The sequence below is a fragment of the Photobacterium indicum genome, assembly GCF_003026215.1.
GTDB lineage: Bacteria > Pseudomonadota > Gammaproteobacteria > Enterobacterales > Vibrionaceae > Photobacterium > Photobacterium indicum.
This window is the reverse complement of sequence record NZ_PYOC01000010.1, coordinates 133,158-158,020: the sequence shown is the minus strand read 5'-3', so window position 1 is coordinate 158,020 and position 24,863 is coordinate 133,158. Positions and strand designations below refer to the sequence as shown.

Genomic DNA, 24,863 nt, shown 5'->3' with positions numbered 1-24,863 from the left:
GCGTCGTCTTTTTTGCGTGCTGGGTTGTGTGAAACCTAAGCGGTAGCGATAAATACTGCCCATAGTTGTATTACGAATAAAGCAACTATGGGTTTTAATGTAATGTTACATAGTGATTCTTTATTATTTAGATGAGCGGAACGTATTTTATTCTATTTTCATCTGCTTCATTAGTCTTAATGCGTTTAGCGTAACAAGGAGAGTTCCACCTGCATCGGACAATACCGCTGCCATCAGACCCGTTACTCCAAACAAGGTTGTTATCAAGAAAAACGAGTTAATACCTAATGCTAGAGCGATATTCTGTCGTGTGATTTTAGCTGTTTTTTGGGAGAGCTTAATCATTACAGGAAGCTTAACTAGCTTTTCGTGGGTAAGGGCTGCATCGGCTGTTTCTAATGCCACATCACTGCCTCTGCCCATAGCAATACCAAGTTCAGCCATTTTTAAAGCTGGGGCGTCATTGATACCGTCGCCAACCATAGCCACCGCGCCAGAATTTTGAAGCTGCAGATCTTGAATTGCTTTCACTTTATCTTCAGGTAATAGTTCAGCTTTATAGTCAATACTAAGGCGACCAGCGATAGAAGCTGCAGCCCTGCGATTATCACCTGTTAGCATTACACTTCTTATCCCCATTTTCTTTAGATCATTGATTGCGTCTACCGCATCTTCTCGCAATGTATCTGCCATTCCGATAATGCCTAGAGGGGCCATCCCTTCAAGGATAACAACCACGGTATTTCCTTGTGACTCGATTTCTTCAACAGCTTCTTTAAGTTCATTCATACCCATGATAAAGCTATGAACGTATCGTGGTGCTAAGATTGATATTTCTCGATTATCTACCTTTCCGATAATTCCACGACCATTAATAACTTTTATGGTCTCAGGTTCAACTAGATCAATACCATACTCTTTAGAATGTTCGATGATAGCCTTCGCTAGAGGATGGCTTGATCCTTGCTCAAGTGATGCTGCTAATTTAAGTAGTTCATTGCGATCTTCAGCTAAAGAAATGATAGTTGTTACCTTTGGCTTTCCTTGTGTAAGTGTTCCTGTCTTATCAAATGCTAATACTTTAACGTTCTTAAGTTGTTCAAGAGCAGCACCACCTTTAATTAATGCACCGGAGCGTGATGCAGAAGTTAATGCCGATGTTACAGCTGCTGGAATTGATACAACTAATGCACATGGGCAAGCAATCAGTAGAAGTGTTAGTGCTTTATAAACCCAAGGCATCCATTCTGCGCCCATGAACAAAGGCGGAACTACCATAACTAAAGCTGCTATAGCCATTACAAGTGGTGTATACCATGAACTGAATTTATCAACCATTCGTGCTATGGGAGCCCGACTTTCTTCAGCTTCTTCAATAAGAGTGATAATTCGGTCTATTGCATTGTTGCCTGGTTCTGATTCAACGACGAGAGTTACAGGCTTATCTATAACCATGCATCCAGCCATTACCTTTTCATCTTTCTTCCTATTTACAGGAATTGATTCGCCAGTAAGTGCACTTTCATCAAACGTACCGATACTTGATTGAATCGTTGCATCAACGGGAATACGATCCCCCGGAAGTACTTCGATAACTTCACCAGGGATCACGAATTCAACTTGGATTTTTTCTCTTTTTCCATCAACAATGCGAGTGACGGTATCAGGTGTAAGTTGCATCAGGCTTTTGATGCCAGCTCGGGCTTTTCGTCCAGCAAAACCTTCAAGCATTTCGCCTAGAGAGAACAGGAGAAGAACAAGACCGGCTTCGATGTTTTCACCAAGAAACAGCGCACCTAAAGCAGCAACTGTCATTAGTGTCTCGATACCAAACCAAGTACCAGATTTCATTTGATTGAATGATTTTTTTGCAAATGGCAGTGTGCCAATGGCTGTTGCTATGAAGAATGTTTGCTCTCCCATGCTAGGGAATAGAAGCATTACAATGATTGAGATAGCCATTAGTGAGGCTAGTAGGACAAACGTGGAATAGGCTTTCCAGAATGGTTTTTCTTCTTCTTTCGCGTTTGCGTCTAAAAGGGTGAATCCAATGCTTTCAACGGTTTCGCGTATCAGGCTTGGATCGGCATCTTCATCAAGTGATACAAATAACCGTTCAGTGGCAAATGCAACGCGAACGTGCTTAACCTTGGCAACGTTGGCTAGAGCATTTTGAATTTTAATAGCACAGCTAGCACAGTCCATCCCTCTGATTAGGAATTTGTGGTTTGTGAACTTACCGTTTATTGGTGTATTTTGCATCGGTTGCTTGCTTGAGCAACATTGTTTTACAGCACAATCAGTCATTTTCAAACCCTCTTTGTTATTGCTTGAGAACTCATGATAACCTTGGAGTTAACTTTAAGGTCAATGGTTTTATTTACCTAAAATATATAATGGTTAAAGTAATCAGATAAGGTAGCTCTACTCGAGGAAACCTTGTAAAGGTGTCTTTGAATATTTGGCCATGGTAGTTTTTTCGATAATTAAGTTTTTAATGAATTAACTCAATGTTAGGTAGCTACGGTACAATACTCCTCTTATTTGATGATAGGGGTCACGATGAAGGGGTTAATGTATTCAAAGTTTGCTCATGACTATGATGCTGCAATACAGAATAATATTTATAATGCACATTTAGAGAGACCTTCATTACAAGCAATGCTGCCTAATTTAACAAATAGGCATGTTTTAGATTTAGGTTGTGGTAGTGGTGTTTACGCAAAATTCTTGTTAGAAAATAGCGCTAAAGTAACTGCAATTGATGCTTCACCTGAAATGATTGATATTGTGAATGCGAAGTTTGGGCATAAACTAACAGCGTATACTCAAGACTTATCGTTAGGTTTACCTAATGAGACAAGCGATACCTATGATGTTGTCATTTGTCCCCTCGCTATTCATTATATTGAAGATCTTTCTTTATTATTTAATGATATTAATCGAGTACTAAAAAGTGGTGGTTGCTTTGTATTTTCAACGCATCATCCGCTTGTTGATATTGAATCTTCTCTTTCTGGTGATTATTTTGAACGAGAATTGGTAACGGAGGTTTGGGACACGATAGGTGAGCCAGTAGAAGTTAAATTCTATCGTCGCTCTTTGACTGAGCTTTTCAATTTTATATCACAAGCTAATTTATGTGTGGTTGAACTTTCAGAAGGGAAGCCATCAGAAGCAATGAAAGAAATTTCACTTGAACGTTTTAGCCACCTAAGTAAAAACCCTAATTTCATCTTTATTAAATGCAGACCTATTGCTTAACTAGCAACCTGCTTTTATACGTTATGACAAAACTATTTCCTATCTTGCATATGAAATTATAAAGCTCGGTTTCTTGTAATCACGTTTGGCAGAAGAAGCACTTAAGGCTAATAATCTTAGGTGCTTCCGTATATCTGGTGTTCGAAATGGGTATTTGTCGTTATACCGTTGAATATTGTTTTATGAATCTCAATAGAATAGGTACGCCAGATGTCCCGTTTATTTCAGCTTTCCAGCATTGAAAAATAGCCGTTTCGTGGTCTGCAATAAGAGTAAAAGCATGGATATCTTCTTTTGCATCCTCTGCCCATAATCGATATTTTTCTTCGTACGGTTCAACCCAGTTAGTTAGCGTCTGTACCAGCTGATTCCATGGGAGATCTACCCAAAATTTGGCATCTTTTATACCTTTAAGCTGCATATCCGTATCATGTTTGTCGAATTCTATTGAGTGTTTGTCTAGATACGGTTCTAGAAGCTTTGCTGTTAAAACTTCAACATCGATTAATGCTTCCCATAACTGATAATGCGATTTATCAGTATAATTATTAGCAAAGTAAGAAAAAAATGAAATACCATAAATTTCACCTTTGTACGCAGTATGGATATGCTCTTTCACATTCAATTCCTAATTAAAACTCATGCATTACAGTATTTTATAACAATAAATCAAGTGGTTATAGTTAATTTATTCTGAATTTCAGTTGCTTAATCCTACATGAGTATATACTGAGTGCATAACATGTTAATGATTATAAATAATTAATATTTAGAGGAATACGATGAATAATCCAATCAGCAACATAATGGCACGCGGCTGGAAATGGTTTGTTATTGTGGGGGCAATTATTGCACTTGTCGGCCTTGGTGCTATCAGTCTACCCGTAGCGGTTGGTGTTACTATCACCTCGATCATTGGGGTCACTTTTCTGATGAGCGGACTCGTACAGGCATATCACACCTTCACTATTCCTGAATGGCGCATTAAACTATGGTACGTACTCAGTGCTGTGCTGTATATTGTTGGCGGGTTATTTATCTTGTTTAAGCCATTAGCGGGATTGGTGACAATTACTATGTTGATGGTGATTACCATGATTTTTAATGGTGTCACACGTATTATCTTCGGTATGAGTAATAAAAACCTTGGGGGCTGGACGTGGATTGTGCTCAGTGGCGTAATTTCAACAGCGATTGGTTTGTACTTCTTTTCGATGCTGGATGATCCAACGTTCTCGATGTCATTATTGGGTATCTTTGTTGGTATCTCTTTGCTTTTTGAAGGTATAAGCTTTGTATTTTTAGGGCTACAAATGAAAAAAGTGGCGCAACAACAATAAAAGCGTGCATATTGCGCATATAAGGGAAGAGGATCAATAGGTCTCTTCCTGCTTATTTTAATTTTTAAGAGTATCGTGCGTGTTAAAAGAAATCGATAAATTAGCTTGGCTGTATGTAAAAGATAAACAAGTATTAATGGCCCGCTCTAAGGGTAAAGATATTTATTATCTTCCCGGTGGAAAGAGGGAAGTTGGTGAAAGTGATAAAGAAGCACTGGTAAGAGAAATACACGAGGAGCTTTCAGTCGAACTTACTCCGGACAGTATCGAGTACTTTAATACATTCAAAGCCCAAGCGGATGGAAAAGCGGAAGGTGTTATTGTAAAAATGACATGCTATCAAGCTGAGTACACCGGTAAAATTGTTGCTGCATCTGAAATAGAAGAGGTGACTTGGCTTAGTTATAAAGACAAACACAAAGGATCTGCAGCAACGAAGCTTATTCTTGAACATTTGAAGAAAAATGATTGGATTGATTAATTAAACGGATATTGATTACAAGGTATTGAAACTACAAGACAGCAAAGCTTACCAAGACATTAGGTAAATGCGTTTAAGCTGCATCCTGAATGCTTTTATCTGTGTACTAGAGCTTAACAGTGTAAATGGCAGTTAAAAGAATGTATTTGTGAACGGTTTTGTTGCTAGCATGGCTCTTTAATGGATGATGAATTTGCATTAGTCCATTAGTTAGTTCGACACATTCATTCATCGCGACAGGTAGCGTGTTTGGCGTTTCTAACAATTTAATGCCATCGTGATAATAATCTTCAATATTTTCTGGTAGTTGACCTAGCCACCAAGACGGTATTTCTTTACTTGCTTTACTGCGATCAAACCAATGATCAGCAACAAGTAGAAGGTAGTTCTTAGTATTAGCATCAAAGTGTTCAGAAACATTCTTTATTGTGTGTACTAACGCGTCACGCCGAGCGATATTTGCACTTAATAAGTGGTGAGCGATAACCCAAACTGTAAATTCATTGCTTTTTATATTATATATTGGTTGAGGCAGTGCATTTTCATCATCTATTTGAGTGAATAGTGGCGTTATATCTGCTTGCTGAAAAGTTGACATCATTCTTCGGCATAGTGCTTTTCCTAAGTGATTTTCACGCATGCCACGATTGTGAACTGTCGGGTAATGCTGGTCACATAGTTGCAAGCAATCCTCTTGGAATTGTTGAATGCTGACAGTAATAAGATCACTAACCAAGAAATGCTCGCCTTAAAAAATAGTGAAGTGCAACAAGTAATCAAATCATCGAAGACGAGTGTAATCTTGATTCCTCATCTATAAAACATACAGAGATAATATGTCATCCTACCAAAAAGTACAGAGTTGATCGTAGATCAACCCTATAAATTACATGTATTTGAAGGCGTAGAATAGACAAAGAGGGAAGTGAGCAAAAACTCGACTATTTTACAATCGAGTTTTACATGTTTCGGCTTTGTTACTAGCACTATGCTTGTTGGTTTTTGTTACCAGACTGCAGTCGTCTAGATGAAGAAGGTAACCACTTTTTAAACGTTTTCCATCGAAAGCTAAGTAGTGTTATGGCCATTAGAATATAAAGGCTAGGCTCAACAATACCTGATTTTACCGACCAATAATAATGAATAGGCGCTAATAACAATGCGAGGTATACCCAATTATGCAGCTTCTGCCAACGGCGACCTAACCGACGTTGCATACCTTGGGTGGAAGTGATGGCAAGAGATGCCAAAATGATCCAGCTAATTGCGCCAAGTGAGAGATAAGGACGAGAAATAATTTCACTGGCTAATAATTGCCAATCTAAACTAAGATCTAAAATTAGGTAGCCACTTAAATGCAGTGCCGCCCAAAAGAAACTATACATCCCGACTAAACGACGTACTCTGACTAATGCACCTTGCTTGAAATAACGCGCAAGCGGTGAAAGTAGTAGTGTTATCATTAACGTGTTCAAGGCTGCTTTACCTGTAAAGTGACTGATACCTTGAATAGGATCTGCACCCAAATTACCCGTTAGCGTCTGACCAACAAGTTGAAGCAAAAAACCAAGAGATACGATATGAATAACGACTTTTAGCCAAAAGATGTGTCGTGGGGATAGTTTCATTAATATTGTTTCCTTAAGTCCATGCCTTTGTATAAATGCCCGACTTCTTTTTCATAACCGTTAAACATCAATGTTGGCTGTCGACGGCTACTAAATAGGTTACCTTCACCAATGAATCGCTCACTAGCTTGACTCCAGCGAGGGTGGTCAACTTTGGGGTTCACATTGGCATAGAAGCCATATTCGCTTGCGGCTAAACGGTTCCACGTTGTTGGTGGCTCTTTGTCGGTTAATGTAATACGCACAATGGATTTAATGCTTTTGAAACCGTATTTCCAAGGCACAACCAAACGCAGTGGTGCGCCATTTTGTGGTGCTAATGTTTTACCGTACAAACCAACTGAAATAAGCGCTAATGGGTTCATTGCTTCATCTAAACGTAACCCTTCAACATATGGGTAATCAATACCACCACCAATACGGCGAGAGGCTTGCCCTGGCATTTGCTCTGGGTCAAACAAGGTTTCGAAGGCGACATATTTAGCACTGCTTTTAGGATCGGCGATCTTGATTAAATCGGCGAGAGAAAAACCAATCCAAGGTACGTTCATTGACCATGCTTCCACGCAGCGTAAGCGGTAGATGCGCTCCTCAAGTGTGAATTTTTTTAAAATATCGTCGTAGCCCAGCGTAATGTTTTTGTTAACGAGTCCATCTATTTTTACTGTCCATGGGTCTGTTTTGAAGTTCGCTGCTAAACGTGCAGGGTCAGACTTCTCGGTGCCAAATTCGTAAAAATTGTTGTATTGCAATATCTTATCTTCTGGCGTCAATGATAAATCAGGATGATATTTTGCCGACGGTGTCGCGGTTAATGATTGTCGTAAATCAATAGAAGGTGCTGCTTTATCATCGGAGAACAAATCAAAAATACCGGCTTGTGCATTAGAGGCCAGCGGCATACCGACAACAGCTATCCCAAGCTTCTTTAAGATATCACGACGCTGCTTATAAACTGACTCAGGCGTCGCTTCGTTTTCATTCAGTGTCCAGCGGTTCGTTTTTTTGATTAGCATACCCATCCTTAATATGTCGTCGTCATGCTTTTAAACATTGTCTTATGTTTTTAAACATAGTTGTTTGTGCAATTGAAAGTATATGAACTGTTGTATAAGACCTGAGGCGTAGCTGATAAATTTCAATTTTTTTGATTTTTTTCTATGAATTCAAAAATAAAGTAGGTATTTTGCTTCTCGCACAGGCAGTGCTTTACATTAAAAATATAGATAAGCACTTATTGTTCAAACTTATAATCATGAAATTTAAAGGACTAAATGACGATTAAGGTACGGATAAAAACAGTGTAAGGATCAGATCAGGAATGATTAAAAAACTAGTATTGGCGTCTTCGTTGTTGTTTACGACATTTCATGCATCAGCAACTGCGCCATTGAGTGCCGGACTTTTTCTCGGCAGTCCAACATCAGGCATTACAGCAAAATACCAAGATGATTATAGATTTGCTGTTGGCTTAGATACTTTTAGCGTTTCGGCAGACGCTATGTGGAATTTAGGCGAGATTACAGCGCGAACACAGTATTCACCTTTGTATACGTTTGTAGGGTTACAATGGGTAGATGATAGTGAGAAGACGTGGGGCCCAAAAGCGGGACTTGGGTTGGAAGTACCTTTCCTTTATTTCCATCTTTATGCTGAAGCGGGTACAACGTGGTATGTAGATGATTCGAGCATGGAGCTTGAAGGTGCTGCTGGCGTACGTTTTAACCTGTAGTTTTCTTCATAAAATCGCGGCCATTCAGTTGGTCGCGTATTTTTAGAACAATAATAAGTTAGCAATGATAAATCAATTTTATATCAATTTAGAGCTTCAGCATATCTACTTAGAGGTGTATGCAGAGCGCTTTCATTATTTGCGTCGCTTTTTAGAGTCCTATTATTGCTACCAACATAACCTTGTTACTAAACAGGGAAAAATGGATTGGGAAGGTATTTTTCAATACTCACAACGATCGAAAGCGGCGAGTCACATTTCTAATAGGAAACTACTTGTTCGCGAAATGACGTTACCTTTACCTGTTTTAATCGGTATGCTGAAAGTGTTAGTGAGGGATGATGAAGCGTCAATTGAAAATATTCAGCAATTACTTGATGCGTATTTAAGCTACGTGGTTATCACCCGAGAAGAGCATCAAGCACTTAAAAAAGCGGGTTTACTTGAACGTATGCCATCCACGTATTATCAAGAGAATAGTGCCGACTTCCACTTAGCTTCTTCGCGTTTTTCTGCCGTCGATATTACCTTCTAAATTAGTAAATCCTTTCACGTAATAGTTTCTACTCGCTTCTAAACCTCATTATGTTATTGAAAGTTAGCTATGCTTTTAGACAACAGTCAAAGGTTTTGGTATCTACATTGCTTACTTTATAGAGTGAACTACATCACACAATTAATACTAATGAATGACTTTTGCTCTATCTGTTTACATCTAATAACAAAATGGCAATTTATTGATTGACCTAGTTAACCGTACTTATTATTCTAGCGCACACATGTACGCTCAATTTAAAGGCTAAAAGGATAAAAGGATGTCGACCACTAAACCACCACTCATTTGGCTGAATGTCTTTATTTTCTCATTCTCGCTGGCTGTAGCAGCCATTGGCACACCACTTTACGCATATTTTATCGGCTTTGATTGGACGCAAGTTGTAATGCTTGCTGTGGCATTTAGCTATTGTGGTTTGTCAATTACTGCGGGCTACCATCGTTTATGGTCGCATAAAACGTATGAAGCTAATGCTGTAATGCGTTTTATTTTTGCAATTGGTGGTGCTTTTGCATTGCAAAATAGTATCTTGCATTGGTCGTCTGATCACCGAGTTCATCACCGCCACGTTGATAATAATGATAAAGATCCGTATTCAGCGAAAATGGGCTTTTTCTATAGCCACATTGGTTGGATGTTACGTGAGTATCAAGCTAGTCGTTATACTGATTATTCAAACTGCCGTGACTTACAGAAAGATAAAATTGTAATGTGGCAAGATAAGTATTACGGCATATTAGCTATTGTGACGAATTTCGGTTTCCCATTAATTTTTGGTGTTGTGCATGGCGATATATGGGGGGCACTATTGCTCGTCGGCGTCGTTCGTTTAGTTTTGAGCCATCATACAACATTCTTTATTAACTCATTGGCTCATGTATGGGGCTCTCAGCCGTATACTGATAAGAACACTGCACGCGATAATGGTATTCTAGCGTTTCTAACATTTGGTGAGGGTTACCATAATTACCATCACATATTTGAAAATGATTATCGTAACGGCATTCGCTGGTGGCAGTTTGATCCAACTAAGTGGTTAATTAAGTCGTGCTCTTATTTTGGTTTCACTCGCAAGTTACGTGTTTCTCCTGAAGATCGTGTAGAGAAAGCACGAGCGAAAATGCAACTTGTTCGTTTACAGGCTAAGTTAACAGCGGCGTCTAATGCCAATAATTGTGATGTTCAAGCTCGCATTCGATTACTGGAAGAAGAATACGAATTGTTGATGAGCAAAATTTCAGATTATTACGCAGCTAAAAAACGTATGGTTGAATTGAAGAAGAAGCATTTAACCAAGCATTATGAAAATTTTGAATTTATGCAGCAATACAACGATATGAAACTGCACTTACAAGAGCAACGAAAATCTTGGAAAATGCTAACAGCACAATATGCATAGATAAATTGTTTTAGTATTGTTAAACGAGTAAGGCGGAGCAGTGATGCTCCGCCTTTTTGATCGCCTTAGGCGGAATTTAACTCGTATGTTGAATAGATTGTGTTTTACAGCTGATTCGTTATTTTTTCTCATAGAGGTTTAACGCCATCTTGACCATCTTGTTAACTCGATAGAATATGATCGGTATTAAATGTAGGAATTGTTTCGGTATAACGGCAGATAAAACAAAAATTTGCCATAATTATGACTAGTTTACTAAAGGAGGTATGCTGTGTTTCGTTCAATACTTTTAGTTCTTACGTGTTTCGCTTCAGCTGCTGCTAATGCAATTGAATATCAGCTGCCTAATGATGATAGCAACATTGTCGGCACAGTAGAGTATTACGAAGTCGCTAAGGGCGATAGCCTTGCTGATATAGCAAATAAATATAATGTGGGTTTTTTAGCATTATTGGCGGCAAATAAAGGCGTAGACCCTTTTTTACCTACACCTGGTCAATTACTGACTGTACCGACAAAGGTGATACTGCCTAATGTAAAACGCAAAGGGATTATTATTAATCTCGCTGAACTTAGGTTGTATTATTTCCCTGAAGATGACAAATCGATTGTGTATATCTTCCCGATTGGTATTGGTCGCGTGGGACGTGCAACCCCGAACATGATAACGAAGGTTAGTCAGAAGATAGAAAACCCTACATGGACGCCAACAGCAAACATTCGTAAAGAATACCGTGAAAAAAAAGATATTGAATTGCCAGCGGTTGTACCTGCAGGCCCTGAAAACCCGTTAGGTGAATATGCAATGCGTCTTGCTTATAGCCGAGGTGAGTATTTAATTCACGGTACTAATAAGGATTTTGGTATTGGGATGCGAGTAAGTTCTGGCTGTATACGGATGAACCCATGGGATATTGAGTGGTTATTTCCACAAGTACCAAGAGGTACATCAGTTCAAATTATTAATCAGCCATTAAAGCAATCAGTTGAACCCGATGGAGCGTTGTATGTTGAAGTACATCAGCCGTTATCTAAATCTGATGAGCAAGTAGGTCAATCAAAACCCGTTAAAGCGAATCAATCACTGAAAGAAAAAGTGGAAGGTAATGATATTGCTATATCACGTTTAAATGCAGCTCTTAATCTTCAGCAGGGTCTACCTATCGAAGTACAGTAGAAGCTCTTAGCATTTACTTATCCTGTACGGTATTAGCTATATGTAAATAAGCTTTAATCGCTGTTCAGGAGGCTTTATACCGTGGCCTCATATTGCATATTATGGCAATGTACTCGTCTTATTTAAGTACTAATAGGATAAGTGAAAAGAAGCAGGTAGGGGATTCGGTGACCTTTGGTTTTTTATAAATAAAAAGAAGAAGTGATGATATAGATACCATCACTTCAACTTATTTTAATAAAGCATATTACTTAGTGTACGAACCAGCGATATTATCAATACGTTGGTTTGCACGCATAGCTTCTTGGTAAGCTGCATCTGACGCTGCACGAGAGTCATTTACTGCGCCTGCCATTTGATCTTGTTGACTCTGAAGAGCACTAACTTGATCAGAAAGCATATCTACTTTGTTAGTCAGTTGTTGCATTTGGTCTACTTCATCTGAACTTGAACAACCCATAAGAGCTGCACTCAAAATTACACCAGATAGGATAGTTAGTGAACGATTCATTTTTATTCCTTCTACATTCTACATAAGTTTGCCACTACAAACCGAGTATTGAAAAAGTTTTAGTCGGCAAGATCATTATGGCATAACATCTTAAAATTGCTCATTAAAAGCACGTTTTTAATAAAAAAAACTCTATCAAACGTGAGAATACCTTACAGAATGATAGTGATATCAACTTTTTATTGATATCGATAAACGGCTGAATCGCTTGTCGCTTCTGGGCTTCAAGCTAATTGAGCTTGTTATAATCCTGTATGTTTTTGTTTTTTTAATGGACAATCTACCTTAAAGAAAAATGATTATTCCACTCGATTGTTAGAAAACTGTCAGACAAATTTGATTTATGCGCATTATTTTTAATTATATTAATGACATGAAAGCAAAATCACCTTTTTAAGGAGCTATATTGGCATTATGCTTGTTTCGATTCACCCGCTAAACGGTTAATTGCTTCGGCTAAGATATCAGGGTTAAGTGTATGCGGTATTTTTTCAAGCAAAGTGCCATCTGGCTTCAAAAAGTAAAAATACGAACTGTGATCGACAGCGTATTTTAATGCTGAATCTTTTAATTCTGTACGAACATATAAAACCCCATACTTTTCAGCAAGTGCTTTTGTTTGAGTATCTGTGCCAGTCATTCCAATAATGTTTTTATGGAAGTATTGCGCGTACTCTGCACTTTTTGCGGGTGTATCACGCTCTGGGTCTAGCGTAATAAAAATTGGCCACAGGTTAGATAGATGTTGCGGAGATACCTTTTGTAAGGCTGCAGACAGCACCGCAAGCGAGGTTGGACACACATCAGGGCAATGTGTATAGCCAAAATAGACAACGCGTATACGGCTATCTTCTGTATTGTATAAATCAATGGCTTTGTCGCCACTTTCTAAAATATTAATTGGATATGTTTGATCGGCAGTGATAGATGGGTCGCTGCTATCTGTTACGTAACGCGTAATAAGCCCTGCACCCAGTGCTAACGCTAAAATTATCCATTGATATTTCATTGTGTCATCCTTAAAGAAATATTGAGAGGCTGAATACTGTCATTTGAGTTAGTAGAGGAAAGGGCTTTAATGCTTCCTTGCCATGTCATTGCGTTTGTCGTGCAGAAAGGTAGCATGAGCTCGCCACTGTATTGACCAGAAGCTTGTTTCGTTAAGAGCAATTTATAGACCCCCATTATCATTTCGTTGCCTTCTAACGACACCAGTAATTGTGTAGTGCCTTGAGGTAAATCAGGCCAGTCGACGGTTATTGTTGCAGCTTCTAAAGGGTGAACAAAATCGGTACTTAGTTGGATTATGGCAGCTTGTTGTTCACATGCTTGTTGGCTGAGTTGGCATGTTTCTTCTAAAGGAGTACGCGAAGGCAACACTGACTGAATACTGGGTGCAGTATATGCGTCGAGTAGTTGTAAAGAACCAAATCCAATGCCAAATGCGACAAGTGTTTTTAGCGTTAACAATAATATTGAGTTGGGCTGAGGCAGTAACATTTTTTGACTATTAATTGTAATGTGTTTGTGAATAGTATCACTTGCATTGTGTAATCAAAGTGTTATTAGAAGAAAATGTGGTAGTTACCGAGAAATGGCAAGAGAGGAATCTAGCCCTGCAAAGAATAAGCAGGGCTAGATAGAGCAGGTATTTAGATGGTTGGTGCCCGTTTAATGCAGATTACTCAGCCTTATCTGCAAACTTTTCTAATCCCCATACAACACCGAAGCCGACTATCGTGGCAATAATTGCATACACGATTAAAGAGGGTTGACCTGTCACTTGTTCAAAATTGAATGGTGATAAATTTTGCTCTAGTAATGGAACTTGCTCACCACTAGAGTTTGTACGCCATGTTAACACTTCCTTCCATGGCCAAATTTTACTGAGTGTACCAATCATTAACCCCGTTAAGAATGTTAATGCGATATCTCGGTAATGGCGTAATACCCATGATAAAAGGTGCGAGAACGTAAGTAGGCCGATTAAACAACCTAGCGCGAATAATGCCAGTGTAATAATATCGAATGACTTCGCTGCAGCTAATACAGGACCATACATACCCAATAGCAGCAAAATAAAGCTGCCAGAAATGCCTGGTAAAATCATGGCACAAATTGCAATAGCACCAGCAATAACAACATTAAGTAACGTAGGTTCCATTGCTAAGGGGTGAAGTACCGTAATACCGTAGGCAAAGAAAGCGCCAGCAGCGAGAGCAATGAGGCGTGTTATTTTCCATTGTTCAACTTGTTTTAACATATGGATGACAGACACAATGATCAAGCCAAAGAAAAAAGACCAAAGTGGAATAGGGTGCGTATGAAGCATCCATGTGATCACGCGTGCGAGAGTAAAAATACTGGTTAAAATGCCAGAGAATAACAAGACTAAAAAAGTACCATTGATATGCTCGAATGCGCCCTTAATGCCTTGCTGTTTAATAACACGAATTAGGCTGGGGTTGATACGTCGAATACTTTCTAGCAATGTATCGTAAATGCCTGTGATAAAGGCAATTGTACCACCCGATACACCAGGTACTACATCGGCAGCACCCATCGCCATGCCTTTTAAAAAGGTGAAAATTTTACTCATTGTAATCCGTACTAAAGTGAATGAATTTATGAAATTGCAGGCATTATACAATGCTAAGGTGAAAAAAAAGTAATTTTTAATTGTTAAGGCTATTTATATTAGAGCTACTCGTTATTCCTGATTAGACAGTCGTTCTAATTTCTTTTCATTCACCTTTTTTTTACTGCCGACCATGTAGTCTTTACCTTTCATCATACTATTCAGATGATGATTAGATAACAGGTGATAAGATCCTAATGATAATGAAGGGCTGTAGTAAAATGAAAATATTTCGATTTGCAGGTGTTGGTAGTATTGGTTTTATAGTTGATGCCGCAACGATGTTTCTTCTGTCTTTTTACATTGCCTTTATTCCTGCTCGTGCCATTGCATTTTGGGTGGCCGCAACGTCTAATTGGTGGCTAAATCGGCATATTACCTTTGATGCGAGCAATACCCCAAAACCGATGCAGCAGTGGGGGCGTTTTATCGCTGTTTCTTGTATCGGCTTCATTCCAAACTGGGGCTGTTATTGGTTACTAATGCAATCGATAGATATAAATCAATTATTAATCGTCCTTTTAGTCAAATACCCTGAGATGAAAACCCTAATCATAAACCACCTCGATATTGAGGTGGTTTGGTCTGTTGTCGCGATGGTGCCAGGGGTGTTATTGGGAATGCTAACTAACTATCTATTGGCTGACCGTTGGGTGTTTCGTTCGGCTGTAGCGTGATAGTTGCTGTACATCCTCCAGTGGTGTTATTAACCAAATCTAGTTGCCAACCATATTTACGACAGATATCGTTGGCAATCACGAGCCCTAAGCCATAGCCCTCAATGCCTCGTGGCTTAGTATCAAGCCCTATACCAGTATCTGCAACCTCTATGGTATAAGGGGAAACCGTGATCGTTACCGTGCCTTCTTCGGTACACGCAAACGCATTTTTTACTAAATTACCTATCAATATTTTTATTGTAGTTTCAGGTACCTTGATCTTGGTTTCTTCTTTTAGTATCACCTCACAATTGATTGGTTTGTGATTGATCAAATGTGAATGAGACTGAAGGATATTTTCAACTTCTTCTTTGTCTAGTGAGCGCAGCACTAAGTTAGAGAGATCTTCATCACGGGTAAGCGACAATAATGTTGTCACAAAATCGTTCATTTCATTACTGGCAGACAGCAGGCGTTGTCGTTGTTTTTCAATAAAGACGGGTTCATTAGATTGACCAAGTAAAGACACCGCTCCCTTGATAACCATTAGTGGTGTTCGTAATTCATGGCTAGCGTAACGATTGAATGAGCGTTCCCGCTCAACAGAAGTATGAAGCCGAGCTTGATATTGATTAAAGCTATGAACTAACTGTAAAAGTTCTTTTGTTTCGACACCTTTGGGTACTGGTATTGGGGTTAAGTCATGGGGCGAACGTGCTTCTAGCTCTTCAGCGAGTGTTGATAATGGGCTAGTAAGGCGTTGTGATATGCGTAGTACAACAGCAAAGCTAACCAGTAGCAGAGTGATAGAGATAATAAGCTGTTTTGCTTGGCTCCAAAATATTTGCTCTTCACTGAATTCATAGATCTCATCGAAGTATAAAATATAGACCGTCTGCACTTGGTCGCGAATGATTAGTTGCGACTTCATGATAAAGTATTCAGTGTCTTGTGTTTCTTCCTGTTTCAGCTCTACAGCGGTATTGAATTGAAAATTGTCAGGAATTGTTATATTGGCAGGCAATGCTTCTTTACCAACATACGCAAAGCTAAAAGGGGGAATTGCAACACTGGTGTTATGGCTATCGCTTAAAAGCTCTTGAGCAACTTCTTTTGAGTAATTGAGTCGGTTCTGGGCATTTAAATACTCAAGGTCTTCAAGTGTTGATTCCATCAGAGAAAAATGGGTCGCGATAATGGCAAATGCCACAATCGCAAAATAGGTGAAAGTGATCTGTTTTGCGGATTTAACTTTAGACACGTTGCTTACCCTTTATCAATGAGTTGATAGCCAACCTTTGGCACCGTATTGATATAAGCGTGTTTGAATGGTTTATCTATTTGACTGCGTAATTGGTATATATGGCTTCTTAACACGTTCCCTTCGGGTTCATCATCTCCCCAAAGTGCAGAGATGAGCTCATCTTTTGCTACTACGTTCGGCGCTCTGACCATCATCAGTTTCAATATAGTAAATAAGGTGGGATTTAAAGAAAACTGGCAGTCATTACGAGAGACAATATGCGTATTTAAATCTAATGTTAGCTCGCCAAAATTTAATGTTTTGGTTGCTGTATTGCCAATACGTCGACGGGTTAATGATTTAATTCTCGCTTCCAATATTTCTAAATCAAACGGCTTCACAAGGTAATCATCAGCACCTTGTGCGAAACCTTCTAAGGTATCTTCTCGCGTATCTCGTGCCGTCAGCATTAAAATCGGGGTATCAACGCCTTGTTCACGCAGTTTTTGGCAGACGGTAAATCCATCCATGCGAGGCAGCATGACATCAAGAATAATAAGGTCGTAATAATTACTGCTGGCTAGCTCATAACCATGCAAACCATTATTGGCATAATCCAGTGTATAGCCTTTAATTTCGAAAAAATCGAATATGACACCTGCGATGTCTTTATGGTCTTCAATAAGGAGTAATTTCATCGTCTTACCAGTGTTTTAATAATAAAAATAAAAATAAAAATAAAAATAAAAATAGTAAATATCTATGGTGCATATAATGACACATATTAGAGTGAAAAAAATGTCAGAGACCTTTTTATGACACGACTTCTCGTACGATGATCTTAATCGCACAGGAAAGACGCATTTAAGAGGTATTGTATGTCGACCATTACTTTATTATCTCAACACAGAGATAAGCAGAATAAAGGTAAAGAGAAGTCGCCCCTGCTATCCATTATTATTCCAATGTACAACGAAGAATTAGTCATTGAAGAATGCCATAAGCGGGTATGTGCTGTGCTTGATGGTTTGAATGAGCATTGTGAAATTATTTATGTCGATGATGGCAGTAGTGATAGCAGCGTCAAGCTTGCGAGTAGTTTTTCTAGTGAATACCACCAGATAGTAACTATCTGTTTAAGCCGCAATTTCGGTAAAGAAGCGGCAATGAGTGCAGGCTTACAAGCTGTAAAAGGGCAGGCTGTTATTCTCATTGATGCAGATCTTCAAGATCCCCCGGAATTGATCCCTGCCATGGTGAAAGAGTGGAAGTTGGGTTTTGATGTTGTTGATATGCAACGTCATAAACGTCATGGCGAAAGCTGGTTTAAACGCGTAACCGCGGCTGCTTTTTATAAGTTAATTAACAGTATGTCGGATATACCCATCCCTCAGAATGTGGGTGATTTTAGGCTCATTGATCGCCGTGTTGTCGATGAGATAAATAAACTGCCAGAGCGAACTCGCTTTATGAAGGGGTTGTTTGCATGGCCCGGATTTAGACGTACAACGCTGCAATTTGATCGTGATGCTCGTCAAGCGGGTGAAACAAAATGGAATTACACCAAATTAGTGCACCTTGCCTTTGAAGGTATTACGTCATTCAGTACTCGACCACTGCGACTTGCCACTGCTGCAGGTTTATTTACTTCGATAGCAGCAATTATTATGGCAGCGGTTGTTTTTACGAAAACGATTATTTGGGGTGATCCCGTTGCGGGCTATCCTTCGACGATCATGATTGTTCTGTTGTTAGGCGGAGTACAACTACTTTCTATTGGTTTAATGGGCGAATACGTGGGGCGTTTGTTTATAGAAGCAAAGCAACGGCCATTATTTGTTGTGATGGATCAGACAATAAAAAATGCGACAGCCAATGTGACTATGAATACTAATCATGCCGAAGACAATACTGAAATACAGACATTTAAAATGAAGCCTATAGACAAGAACGCACACACAATGAATGTTTCATTAGAGCATGTCTTTATGAAAGGAGTGCTAAGTACAAAGGGTGAGGAAGTAAAGCATAATGTTTAATTCATTGAGAAAACCATCCTTAACTCAACTCGCAATAGCACTTACTGTTATATCGATTCTGATTCGTTTCTTGAGTCTTGGTTTATACCCACTCATGGATACAACAGAAGCCCGTTACGGTGAAATGGCAAGAATAATGTATGAAACTGGGAATTGGATTACCCCCATGTTTGATTACAATGTGCCATTTTGGGGAAAACCACCGCTTTTCACTTGGCTAAGTGCCGCTGGTTTTGAAATTTTCGGCGTTAATGAATTTGCTGCCCGCGTACCTCATTTACTTGTTGGGTTACTTATTTTAGCGATGACGTGGTTTGTTGCTTCTAGGGAAGAGAATAGCAATAAAGAACAGGCGTGGTTAGCGACGGCTATATTAGCCACTACAGTCGCGTTTATTGTTATTTCCGGTGCAGTGATGACAGATACTGCACTCACGTTTGGTATCACACTTGCCATGATTGGCTTTTGGCAATCATGGACCAAGCAATCTCGTTTCTGGGGTTATATGTTTTTTGTTGGCCTGTCTGTTGGCATGCTGGCAAAAGGACCGTTAACCCTTGTTTTAGTGGGTATTAGCCTAATAATTTGGATTTGTGGCGATAAAAGGTGGAAACGTATTCCTACCTGTTTACCTTGGAAAGGTGGAATCGCTATTTTCTTAATATTGTCATTACCATGGTACTTGCTTGCAGAATGGAAAAGCCCTGGCTTCTTAAATTACTTTATTGTTGGTGAACACATTAAACGGTTTATTGTGAGTGGCTGGGAAGGCGATTTATATGGCACCGCACATAAGGAAATACGAGGCACTATTTGGCTGTATTGGGCACTTTCTGCATTACCTTGGACACCTATTTTGATGTATCAGGTTGCTCGCTTTTTCAAAGCGGGAGAAGAAGGGGTAGTAAGTGACAATGGGTATTTCGGTTTCTTGTGGTGTTGGATGCTATCACCACTGATTCTCTTTACCTTCTCGGGTAATATTCTATCGAGTTATGTTATGCCTGGCTTACCTGCCTTTGCACTATTAGTCGCGGGTTACCAAGGAAAGTTAAAGCTCCCTGAAAAGATATATAAAATTGGTTTAATCACGCCTGTACTTATTGTTATTGCTGCGTTATTACTTGGCTATAATCTAACGGGTAAAGAAGTTGAGAAAAATTTATTATCAACGTGGAGTCAACAAATTGAGGCGCCAGAAAGTCAGCTTGTATATTTGAATAAGCGTCCATTCTCTGCTCAGTTCTATTCAAATGGTAAAGCAAAGAAGGTGACAGGGTCACTTGGTGCGGTGTTGAATGAATTGAAAGAACCAACGTTTTTGGCTGTAGAAATAAATCATATCCCACAAGGTTTTATGTGGAATAAGAACCGTTGTGAATTAAGGGCCGAGTCGACTAATCGAGAACTGGTTTACTGCGCTCAATCTAACTCCGATGATGCGGTTGTCAATTTAAGGGATTGATATATAGGTATTTTAAGGTTGGTTGTTCTTTGTTTTATTATTCTATTAGAGATTGATATAGTAAGTTTGTTTGGTTTTTAGATATGCGATAGGGGTCTCGTTGGTTGTTTTTTAAACTGTGATGGAAACATCAATTACTACTTAAGTAGTATGAAATTATAGCGTCAGTATTTGATTAATTTTAAATTATTGGAGCCATCATTATGTATAAAGAACTACTCGGGATCCCTAAAGATCATGTTTTTGTTCGAACCGATATGAAGTGGGATATTGGTAAAAAGATAGACATTGATACGTTTTGGTACGATGAAAAAGATACTGCAGACCATATTGTTGCAAGGTATGTAGTTAAGGTGACTAAGTTTGTTTATCCACCCAAAAAGTCATTAATCAGCTTTAATAAATATACACCAGATAGCCTTTCGTTATTGGCTTCAGGTGAACTGCAGCATTAGGCTTTGTTTTTGAAAAGCGTAATTTCAAACTTTATATTCAAAGAGCCACAACAAACCCTGTGGCTCTTTTTTGATCTATTGTGTGTTGCTCACAAAGCTGGTGGTTTACTTGTGTTATTACTTGACGGTATTGTGACAAGCTGTGAAAGTAGAGCCATAGTCAACTGAATGCACCTAACTGTTCAGTCAGCGATACCGAAATTAAATTTACCACGCTATATGGTTTTCTGAATCTTCCCCAAGAAATTAATCAGCGTATAGCTATTTGTGGTGTAATAAAGATCAAAGGACGATAAAAATGATACCAAGAGACTCAACACTTCGTGTTGTAAGACCAACCGATAACCTCAAAAAAATAGCGCTGATGTACAGTAAAGCGCTTGGTTTTGAAATGGTGAAACAGTTTGATGACCATGATGGTTTCGACGGCGTTGTATTAGGGCACCCAAAGCACGCATACCATCTAGAGTTTACTCACCAGCGTGGTGTTACTGTTGGACAAGCATCTAATAGTGGTCATCAGTTAGTCTTTTATATCGCGTGTAGCCGAGAATGGGAGCGAGCATGCAGAAGTATGATTGATGAAGGCTTTAGCGTAGTTGAAAACAATAACCCTTACTGGGAAGGGGTAGGTAAAACCTTCCAAGATGTTGATGGTTATTGTTTAGTGCTTCAAAACAGAGATTGGGCTCTTTAACGTTAAATCTAATAAGCTGCAAACTGATTTCGTAAGCACAGGACTTTCCTGTGCTTTTTTATATACTCAAACCTTCGTTCTTTTTTTTTGTTTCTATTCTCATTCTTTAGCTGGCAGTGTTCGCCAATATCAACTTCAATTAGTGTAAACCTACTTGTAGGAGCTAAAATGAGAAGCCTATTTATTGTCATATTCATGTGTACGATTGTAAGCACCGTGCATGCTGAAACATTGTTAATGTCGCATGATATGTACATCGAACGCTGCCTGAGTACCTTTGGCGAAGATCCATTAACGAAACGTGTTTGTGAAAAACAATATCAAGATATTGAAAAAAAAGAGCTACAGCTTATGGCTCAAATTGATACAACTCAGAAAGAATTTAGCCTTGAAGGCGCACCTTCAGCACAGCCAATTGATAACGTGGAATAGATTACTCTCATGTTGCCTTAATGTGTTAAATGTTACATTTTGAGGTGGCTTAGATGTAATGCTAACAGTGTCTAAAGGGAATACAATTATTTTGAAAATTAGATAGGTAGTTCGATTTTTATTATGACGTGTTGTCGCCACTTTACTGGTTGTTGTTCAGGTTAGATTTAGCTCTTTCTCGTAATATTGTTTCTGTACTTATAATGAGGTAGAGATATTGAATACAATTATTAGTCTAATGTTTGTTTTATTTACCGTGTATGCCGCAGTTCGTGTATTTCGTTCATTCACAGTGAACAATTCGACAACAACATCTAATATTGATGGTGTGCTTGTTGAACCTAATAGCACCTATTTCCTTGCATCAAGTAGAGCGAAACTCATTAACTAATAGAGGGTTTAATATGTCTGTAAATGCACAACCTTCGCTATAGTCACTGAATTGAAAGTACTGAGTAAATATATTGTTATTGGATACGGTATGACGCTTTCAATGTTGACATTAGGCTGGGTAATGAGTGGCGCCGAAAGCTGGGCTTGGTGGTCACTAGTTGGATAAACTATGCCAAATATGCTTTTTGAGGTTCTATTGGCCATTGCTGCTATCTTAGTTGCAATTGGCTTGTATTCTGCTGCAGTAATGGCTTAATGATAAATGTATTATTAGCTAGATGTATTACTTGATGTATAGATTATTTACGAGCTCAAAATCTCTTGTGTTAAAATAACGCCAATACTTATTAAAGTATTAGGCGTTATTTTATATATTCATTTTAGTTTCTATTAAAAATAAATGCATCACAGGTATACCCAAGCTACCTCAAATTCTCGCTGAAACGAGCATCTTGAGGTAACTTGGGTATATATATTCAAGCCTTCCTATGCCTTATTTATCGTTGGTACCTAAAGGCAGGGTAACAATGACTTCTACACCTTTATTATCCGTTCTATTTCTAAGCATAATTTTGCCATTATGATATTCAGTTATGAGTCTCGCAATAAACAATCCCAATCCTAAATGAGGCTTATTTTGCTTGTCTTGGGTTCTAATTGAGATCATTGAGTTTAGTAATTGATCCGTCATGTTATCAGGCAGTAAAGGGCCATGATTACTGACGATTATAGAAGCGTATGTTTGTGCTTGAATCGTTTCACTAGAAAGGCTGACTTCAATTTCAGATTCGTTGTGGCTGAAATCTTCCGCATTAGCGATTAACTTATCCAAGAGCTGCGCAAGGTAATCAGGTGCACCTTCGATCATCACATTCACTTCGGGTACTTGCACTTTAAATTGTTGCTCAGGAAATGCCATTTGATAACCGTGCATACAGCCTGTTACTAGCTCATTCAGCGGGAATTTCTCTTTTTCTGCACCTTGAAGACTCTGCTCAATACGTGTAGCTTCCGTCATACTTGACAGGATCGTACTTAAGCGGTGAATACCATCTTGTGCCCGTGCGATATAGCGCTGTGAATCTTCATCTTGGTTATGCATTGAAAGGTTTTCAATTGAAGAACGTACTACCGCTACGGGGGTACGTAGTTCATGTGATAAGCGTGAAGATAGGTTCTCTAAATAATGATTATATTGCCCTAATCGCCCAACCATAGAAGCTAAACTTCGAGAAAGATCGGCAATCTCATCACTGCCCTTGGCTGGAGAAATGGTTTTCTGAATGCGCCCTTGGCTGTCAATTGACAGCTCAGCTTCGTCTCTTAATTGCCGAATTCGCGATGAAATATTTGAAGCGAATAAGAATAAGGTAATGGTTCCTATTGCCATAATAGCTAGAATAATATTAAACAACTTTTCTAAAGCACGATTACGCAATGTTTGGATGCCATTCGTCGATTCTTCAGCAACGACTGCCCCCATTACATTATTATCAAGCCAGATGGGGTAGGCTGCCGCTAATATCATGGCTTTTTTATCTTCAGAGAGTCGCCATTGTGAATAGCCTCTGCCTTGTAATGCTTGTGATATATGGACACCTTTAAGGTTTGCTGCATCCTGTTGAGAGTCGATAAACTGCTGAGGTGCTGAAATAAGAAATTTGTAGTACAAGGGATGTAATACATTTTGTTCAAATGCCGACCACCACGAATCATCATCTTCACTGTATTTTACAGATGAAGACCAAACACCATCAGAATCTTGAATGTCACCAGTTTGAGCCAATATTCGTTGATGACGGTCGATAACAGAGATACGCGAACTGTTATGTCCCATACCTTTTAAAATTTTATCTATTTCAGGTGATGGAACCAATACTGTTCCTAATCGATTAAGGTGCGATGTATTAGATGTGCCAATTATGGTATCAATAATACGATTACGGCTATTGTTTATATCGTAAAATGCAAAACCTAGTTTATTACCGAGCATCGTTAATGGAATTCGGAGCTCAAGGTTATAGCCGCTTTCTGTATTTTGCCAAAAGCCTTGAATATCACTGGCTGCCACTAAAGAAGCGGGATCGATCATGCTGGTATTATAACTTGTAGCCGAATCTTGATTATCGTCAGTGGGTTCTGTTATATGAAAAGCATTTACCCAGCCACTTTCATAAGGTGAAATAACATAACGTTGAAATTCACCGTTTGGCGATGTCATCGCAATAATTAAGTGATCACTTCGATCAACCCGTGTCGAATTTTTACGGCGCATAATCGGCGACTTATCATTTACCTCGAATACTGCGTAAAGGTAGCCTTGATATTTACCGACCATGTGTTTGAAGTTAATGCTGTTTGATGCGGAATAAGGACGACGGCTGAATTGTACATAATCACGACCATAATTGACCATCTGGCTATCGTAATCGTGCCAATCAGACAGTTTTCCATCTAGCTTGATCGGGTTTTGTAAGTCGTAAGCATACAGATCTTTACCTTTTTCGACCGATTTAAGAAAACTGGCTTGAAGATTAAACAGATTAGGGCGTTCATTTAATGCGGTTGCGACAGCACGAGTGGTGCCAATCAATGTTTGCTCTTGACCCTGACGAAGCAGTTTTTCCATTTCCCAAACATATTTATATCCAAGCCAAGGAAGTAACAGTAAGAAACTTGATATTAGAATGACTTTTGTGCGCAAACCAAGGCGTAATTGGGGAGTGAATTTCATCATTCTAGCTTTCATACGCA

The 24,863-nt window shown here is 39.0% G+C and carries 26 protein-coding genes; 14 read left to right on the top strand and 12 right to left on the bottom strand.

The window, feature by feature from the left end; genetic code table 11:
* Nucleotides 1–147 precede the first annotated feature (147 nt).
* Nucleotides 148–2,307, bottom strand: coding sequence for a heavy metal translocating P-type ATPase (locus C9J47_RS21255; RefSeq protein ID WP_107255294.1), 2,160 nt, complete (start codon nt 2,305–2,307; stop codon nt 148–150).
* 255 nt (nt 2,308–2,562) lie between these two features.
* Here C9J47_RS21255 and C9J47_RS21250 point away from each other — a divergent pair, with 255 nt between their 5' ends.
* Nucleotides 2,563–3,264, top strand: coding sequence for a class I SAM-dependent DNA methyltransferase (locus C9J47_RS21250; protein ID WP_107255293.1), 702 nt, complete (start codon nt 2,563–2,565; stop codon nt 3,262–3,264).
* Between the two features lie 160 nt (nt 3,265–3,424).
* On the opposite strand, the gene C9J47_RS21245 is transcribed toward C9J47_RS21250, so the two are convergent.
* Complete coding sequence (locus tag C9J47_RS21245) at nt 3,425–3,883, bottom strand: hypothetical protein (RefSeq protein WP_107255292.1); 459 nt, start codon at nt 3,881–3,883, stop codon at nt 3,425–3,427.
* 163 nt (nt 3,884–4,046) lie between these two features.
* Between C9J47_RS21245 and C9J47_RS21240 the strand changes: the two genes are divergently transcribed.
* Nucleotides 4,047–4,604 carry an HdeD family acid-resistance protein gene (locus C9J47_RS21240; protein ID WP_107255291.1) on the top strand — a complete coding sequence of 186 codons (558 nt, stop codon included), beginning with the start codon at nt 4,047–4,049 and terminating at the stop codon, nt 4,602–4,604.
* A 79-nt stretch (nt 4,605–4,683) separates the two neighbouring features.
* Nucleotides 4,684–5,085 (top strand): NUDIX hydrolase, encoded by a 402-nt coding sequence (locus tag C9J47_RS21235; RefSeq protein WP_107255290.1) that lies wholly within the window; start codon nt 4,684–4,686, stop codon nt 5,083–5,085.
* A gap of 106 nt (nt 5,086–5,191) precedes the next feature.
* Here C9J47_RS21235 and C9J47_RS21230 read toward each other — a convergent pair whose 3' ends face one another.
* The 3 genes from C9J47_RS21230 to msrP form a co-directional block, all read right to left on the bottom strand.
* Entirely contained in the window at nt 5,192–5,821 is a 630-nt protein-coding gene (locus C9J47_RS21230) for a hypothetical protein (RefSeq protein ID WP_107255289.1), read from the bottom strand.
* A gap of 250 nt (nt 5,822–6,071) precedes the next feature.
* Complete coding sequence (gene msrQ / locus C9J47_RS21225) at nt 6,072–6,713, bottom strand: protein-methionine-sulfoxide reductase heme-binding subunit MsrQ (RefSeq protein WP_107255288.1); 642 nt, start codon at nt 6,711–6,713, stop codon at nt 6,072–6,074.
* Entirely contained in the window at nt 6,713–7,729 is a 1,017-nt protein-coding gene (msrP, locus tag C9J47_RS21220) for a protein-methionine-sulfoxide reductase catalytic subunit MsrP (RefSeq protein ID WP_107255287.1), read from the bottom strand. The genes msrQ and msrP overlap by 1 nt, the downstream gene beginning before the upstream one ends.
* Before the next feature lie 305 nt (nt 7,730–8,034).
* On the opposite strand from msrP, the gene C9J47_RS21215 reads away from it, so the two are divergent.
* The 4 genes from C9J47_RS21215 (at nt 8,035) to C9J47_RS21200 (ending at nt 11,577) form a co-directional block, all read left to right on the top strand.
* Nucleotides 8,035–8,445, top strand: a complete 411-nt coding sequence (locus C9J47_RS21215; RefSeq protein ID WP_107255286.1) for a hypothetical protein — start codon at nt 8,035–8,037, stop codon at nt 8,443–8,445.
* Nucleotides 8,446–8,509: 64 nt separating this feature from the next.
* On the top strand, nt 8,510–8,980 hold the full coding sequence (locus C9J47_RS21210; RefSeq protein WP_107255285.1) for a hypothetical protein: 471 nt from the start codon (nt 8,510–8,512) through the stop codon (nt 8,978–8,980).
* A 280-nt stretch (nt 8,981–9,260) separates the two neighbouring features.
* Nucleotides 9,261–10,400, top strand: coding sequence for an acyl-CoA desaturase (locus tag C9J47_RS21205; RefSeq protein ID WP_107255284.1), 1,140 nt, complete (start codon nt 9,261–9,263; stop codon nt 10,398–10,400).
* A gap of 271 nt (nt 10,401–10,671) precedes the next feature.
* Entirely contained in the window at nt 10,672–11,577 is a 906-nt protein-coding gene (locus tag C9J47_RS21200; RefSeq protein ID WP_107255283.1) for a L,D-transpeptidase family protein, read from the top strand.
* 247 nt (nt 11,578–11,824) lie between these two features.
* Here the strand turns inward: C9J47_RS21200 and C9J47_RS21195 are convergent, their stop codons facing one another.
* The 4 genes from C9J47_RS21195 to C9J47_RS21180 form a co-directional block, all read right to left on the bottom strand.
* Nucleotides 11,825–12,088 carry an Lpp/OprI family alanine-zipper lipoprotein gene (locus C9J47_RS21195; protein WP_006229590.1) on the bottom strand — a complete coding sequence of 88 codons (264 nt, stop codon included), beginning with the start codon at nt 12,086–12,088 and terminating at the stop codon, nt 11,825–11,827.
* Between the two features lie 412 nt (nt 12,089–12,500).
* A complete protein-coding gene (locus C9J47_RS21190) occupies nt 12,501–13,097 on the bottom strand; it encodes an SCO family protein (protein ID WP_107255282.1) in 597 nt (198 codons plus the stop codon).
* Entirely contained in the window at nt 13,094–13,588 is a 495-nt protein-coding gene (locus tag C9J47_RS21185) for a hypothetical protein (RefSeq protein WP_107255281.1), read from the bottom strand. Before C9J47_RS21185 ends, C9J47_RS21190 begins: the two co-directional genes overlap by 4 nt.
* A gap of 181 nt (nt 13,589–13,769) precedes the next feature.
* Entirely contained in the window at nt 13,770–14,687 is a 918-nt protein-coding gene (locus tag C9J47_RS21180) for a polyprenyl-phosphate transporter (RefSeq protein WP_107255280.1), read from the bottom strand.
* Nucleotides 14,688–14,947: 260 nt separating this feature from the next.
* Here C9J47_RS21180 and C9J47_RS21175 point away from each other — a divergent pair, with 260 nt between their 5' ends.
* The gene (locus C9J47_RS21175) at nt 14,948–15,403 is read left to right on the top strand and encodes a GtrA family protein (RefSeq protein ID WP_107255279.1); all 456 of its coding nucleotides are present in this window, start codon (nt 14,948–14,950) and stop codon (nt 15,401–15,403) included.
* Here C9J47_RS21175 and C9J47_RS21170 read toward each other — a convergent pair.
* Nucleotides 15,354–16,646 (bottom strand): sensor histidine kinase, encoded by a 1,293-nt coding sequence (locus C9J47_RS21170; RefSeq protein ID WP_107255278.1) that lies wholly within the window; start codon nt 16,644–16,646, stop codon nt 15,354–15,356. The genes C9J47_RS21175 and C9J47_RS21170 overlap by 50 nt on opposite strands.
* Before the next feature lie 5 nt (nt 16,647–16,651).
* Nucleotides 16,652–17,326, bottom strand: coding sequence for a response regulator transcription factor (locus tag C9J47_RS21165; RefSeq protein WP_107243780.1), 675 nt, complete (start codon nt 17,324–17,326; stop codon nt 16,652–16,654).
* A 180-nt stretch (nt 17,327–17,506) separates the two neighbouring features.
* On the opposite strand from C9J47_RS21165, the gene C9J47_RS21160 reads away from it, so the two are divergent.
* The 6 genes from C9J47_RS21160 (at nt 17,507) to C9J47_RS27180 (ending at nt 22,107) form a co-directional block, all read left to right on the top strand.
* Nucleotides 17,507–18,667 (top strand): glycosyltransferase family 2 protein, encoded by a 1,161-nt coding sequence (locus tag C9J47_RS21160; protein WP_107255277.1) that lies wholly within the window; start codon nt 17,507–17,509, stop codon nt 18,665–18,667.
* On the top strand, nt 18,660–20,132 hold the full coding sequence (locus C9J47_RS21155) for an ArnT family glycosyltransferase (protein WP_107255276.1): 1,473 nt from the start codon (nt 18,660–18,662) through the stop codon (nt 20,130–20,132). The genes C9J47_RS21160 and C9J47_RS21155 overlap by 8 nt, the downstream gene beginning before the upstream one ends.
* A 203-nt stretch (nt 20,133–20,335) precedes the next feature.
* Nucleotides 20,336–20,587 (top strand): hypothetical protein, encoded by a 252-nt coding sequence (locus tag C9J47_RS21150; RefSeq protein WP_107255275.1) that lies wholly within the window; start codon nt 20,336–20,338, stop codon nt 20,585–20,587.
* Nucleotides 20,588–20,885: 298 nt separating this feature from the next.
* Entirely contained in the window at nt 20,886–21,284 is a 399-nt protein-coding gene (locus C9J47_RS21145; RefSeq protein WP_011220835.1) for a VOC family protein, read from the top strand.
* Nucleotides 21,285–21,452: 168 nt separating this feature from the next.
* A complete protein-coding gene (locus tag C9J47_RS21140) occupies nt 21,453–21,716 on the top strand; it encodes a hypothetical protein (RefSeq protein ID WP_107255274.1) in 264 nt (87 codons plus the stop codon).
* Nucleotides 21,717–21,933: 217 nt separating this feature from the next.
* The gene (locus C9J47_RS27180) at nt 21,934–22,107 is read left to right on the top strand and encodes a hypothetical protein (RefSeq protein ID WP_170107555.1); all 174 of its coding nucleotides are present in this window, start codon (nt 21,934–21,936) and stop codon (nt 22,105–22,107) included.
* A gap of 495 nt (nt 22,108–22,602) precedes the next feature.
* On the opposite strand, the gene pdsS is transcribed toward C9J47_RS27180, so the two are convergent.
* On the bottom strand, nt 22,603–24,858 hold the full coding sequence (gene pdsS, locus C9J47_RS21135; protein ID WP_245903567.1) for a proteobacterial dedicated sortase system histidine kinase: 2,256 nt from the start codon (nt 24,856–24,858) through the stop codon (nt 22,603–22,605).
* Nucleotides 24,859–24,863: the final 5 nt, after the last annotated feature.

Coding starts and splice junctions, on each gene's coding strand:
- C9J47_RS21255 (WP_107255294.1), bottom strand. CDS start 2,307: ATGACTGATTGTGCTGTAAAACAATGTTGCTCAAGCAAGCAACCGATG.
- C9J47_RS21155 (WP_107255276.1), top strand. CDS start 18,660: ATGTTTAATTCATTGAGAAAACCATCCTTAACTCAACTCGCAATAGCA.
- C9J47_RS21160 (WP_107255277.1), top strand. CDS start 17,507: ATGTCGACCATTACTTTATTATCTCAACACAGAGATAAGCAGAATAAA.
- C9J47_RS21240 (WP_107255291.1), top strand. CDS start 4,047: ATGAATAATCCAATCAGCAACATAATGGCACGCGGCTGGAAATGGTTT.
- C9J47_RS21195 (WP_006229590.1), bottom strand. CDS start 12,088: ATGAATCGTTCACTAACTATCCTATCTGGTGTAATTTTGAGTGCAGCT.
- C9J47_RS21185 (WP_107255281.1), bottom strand. CDS start 13,588: ATGTTACTGCCTCAGCCCAACTCAATATTATTGTTAACGCTAAAAACA.
- C9J47_RS21190 (WP_107255282.1), bottom strand. CDS start 13,097: ATGAAATATCAATGGATAATTTTAGCGTTAGCACTGGGTGCAGGGCTT.
- C9J47_RS21150 (WP_107255275.1), top strand. CDS start 20,336: ATGTATAAAGAACTACTCGGGATCCCTAAAGATCATGTTTTTGTTCGA.
- C9J47_RS21165 (WP_107243780.1), bottom strand. CDS start 17,326: ATGAAATTACTCCTTATTGAAGACCATAAAGACATCGCAGGTGTCATA.
- msrQ (WP_107255288.1), bottom strand. CDS start 6,713: ATGAAACTATCCCCACGACACATCTTTTGGCTAAAAGTCGTTATTCAT.
- C9J47_RS21205 (WP_107255284.1), top strand. CDS start 9,261: ATGTCGACCACTAAACCACCACTCATTTGGCTGAATGTCTTTATTTTC.
- C9J47_RS21145 (WP_011220835.1), top strand. CDS start 20,886: ATGATACCAAGAGACTCAACACTTCGTGTTGTAAGACCAACCGATAAC.
- pdsS (WP_245903567.1), bottom strand. CDS start 24,858: ATGAAAGCTAGAATGATGAAATTCACTCCCCAATTACGCCTTGGTTTG.
- C9J47_RS21250 (WP_107255293.1), top strand. CDS start 2,563: ATGAAGGGGTTAATGTATTCAAAGTTTGCTCATGACTATGATGCTGCA.
- msrP (WP_107255287.1), bottom strand. CDS start 7,729: ATGCTAATCAAAAAAACGAACCGCTGGACACTGAATGAAAACGAAGCG.
- C9J47_RS21180 (WP_107255280.1), bottom strand. CDS start 14,687: ATGAGTAAAATTTTCACCTTTTTAAAAGGCATGGCGATGGGTGCTGCC.
- C9J47_RS21210 (WP_107255285.1), top strand. CDS start 8,510: ATGATAAATCAATTTTATATCAATTTAGAGCTTCAGCATATCTACTTA.
- C9J47_RS21215 (WP_107255286.1), top strand. CDS start 8,035: ATGATTAAAAAACTAGTATTGGCGTCTTCGTTGTTGTTTACGACATTT.
- C9J47_RS21175 (WP_107255279.1), top strand. CDS start 14,948: ATGAAAATATTTCGATTTGCAGGTGTTGGTAGTATTGGTTTTATAGTT.
- C9J47_RS21140 (WP_107255274.1), top strand. CDS start 21,453: ATGAGAAGCCTATTTATTGTCATATTCATGTGTACGATTGTAAGCACC.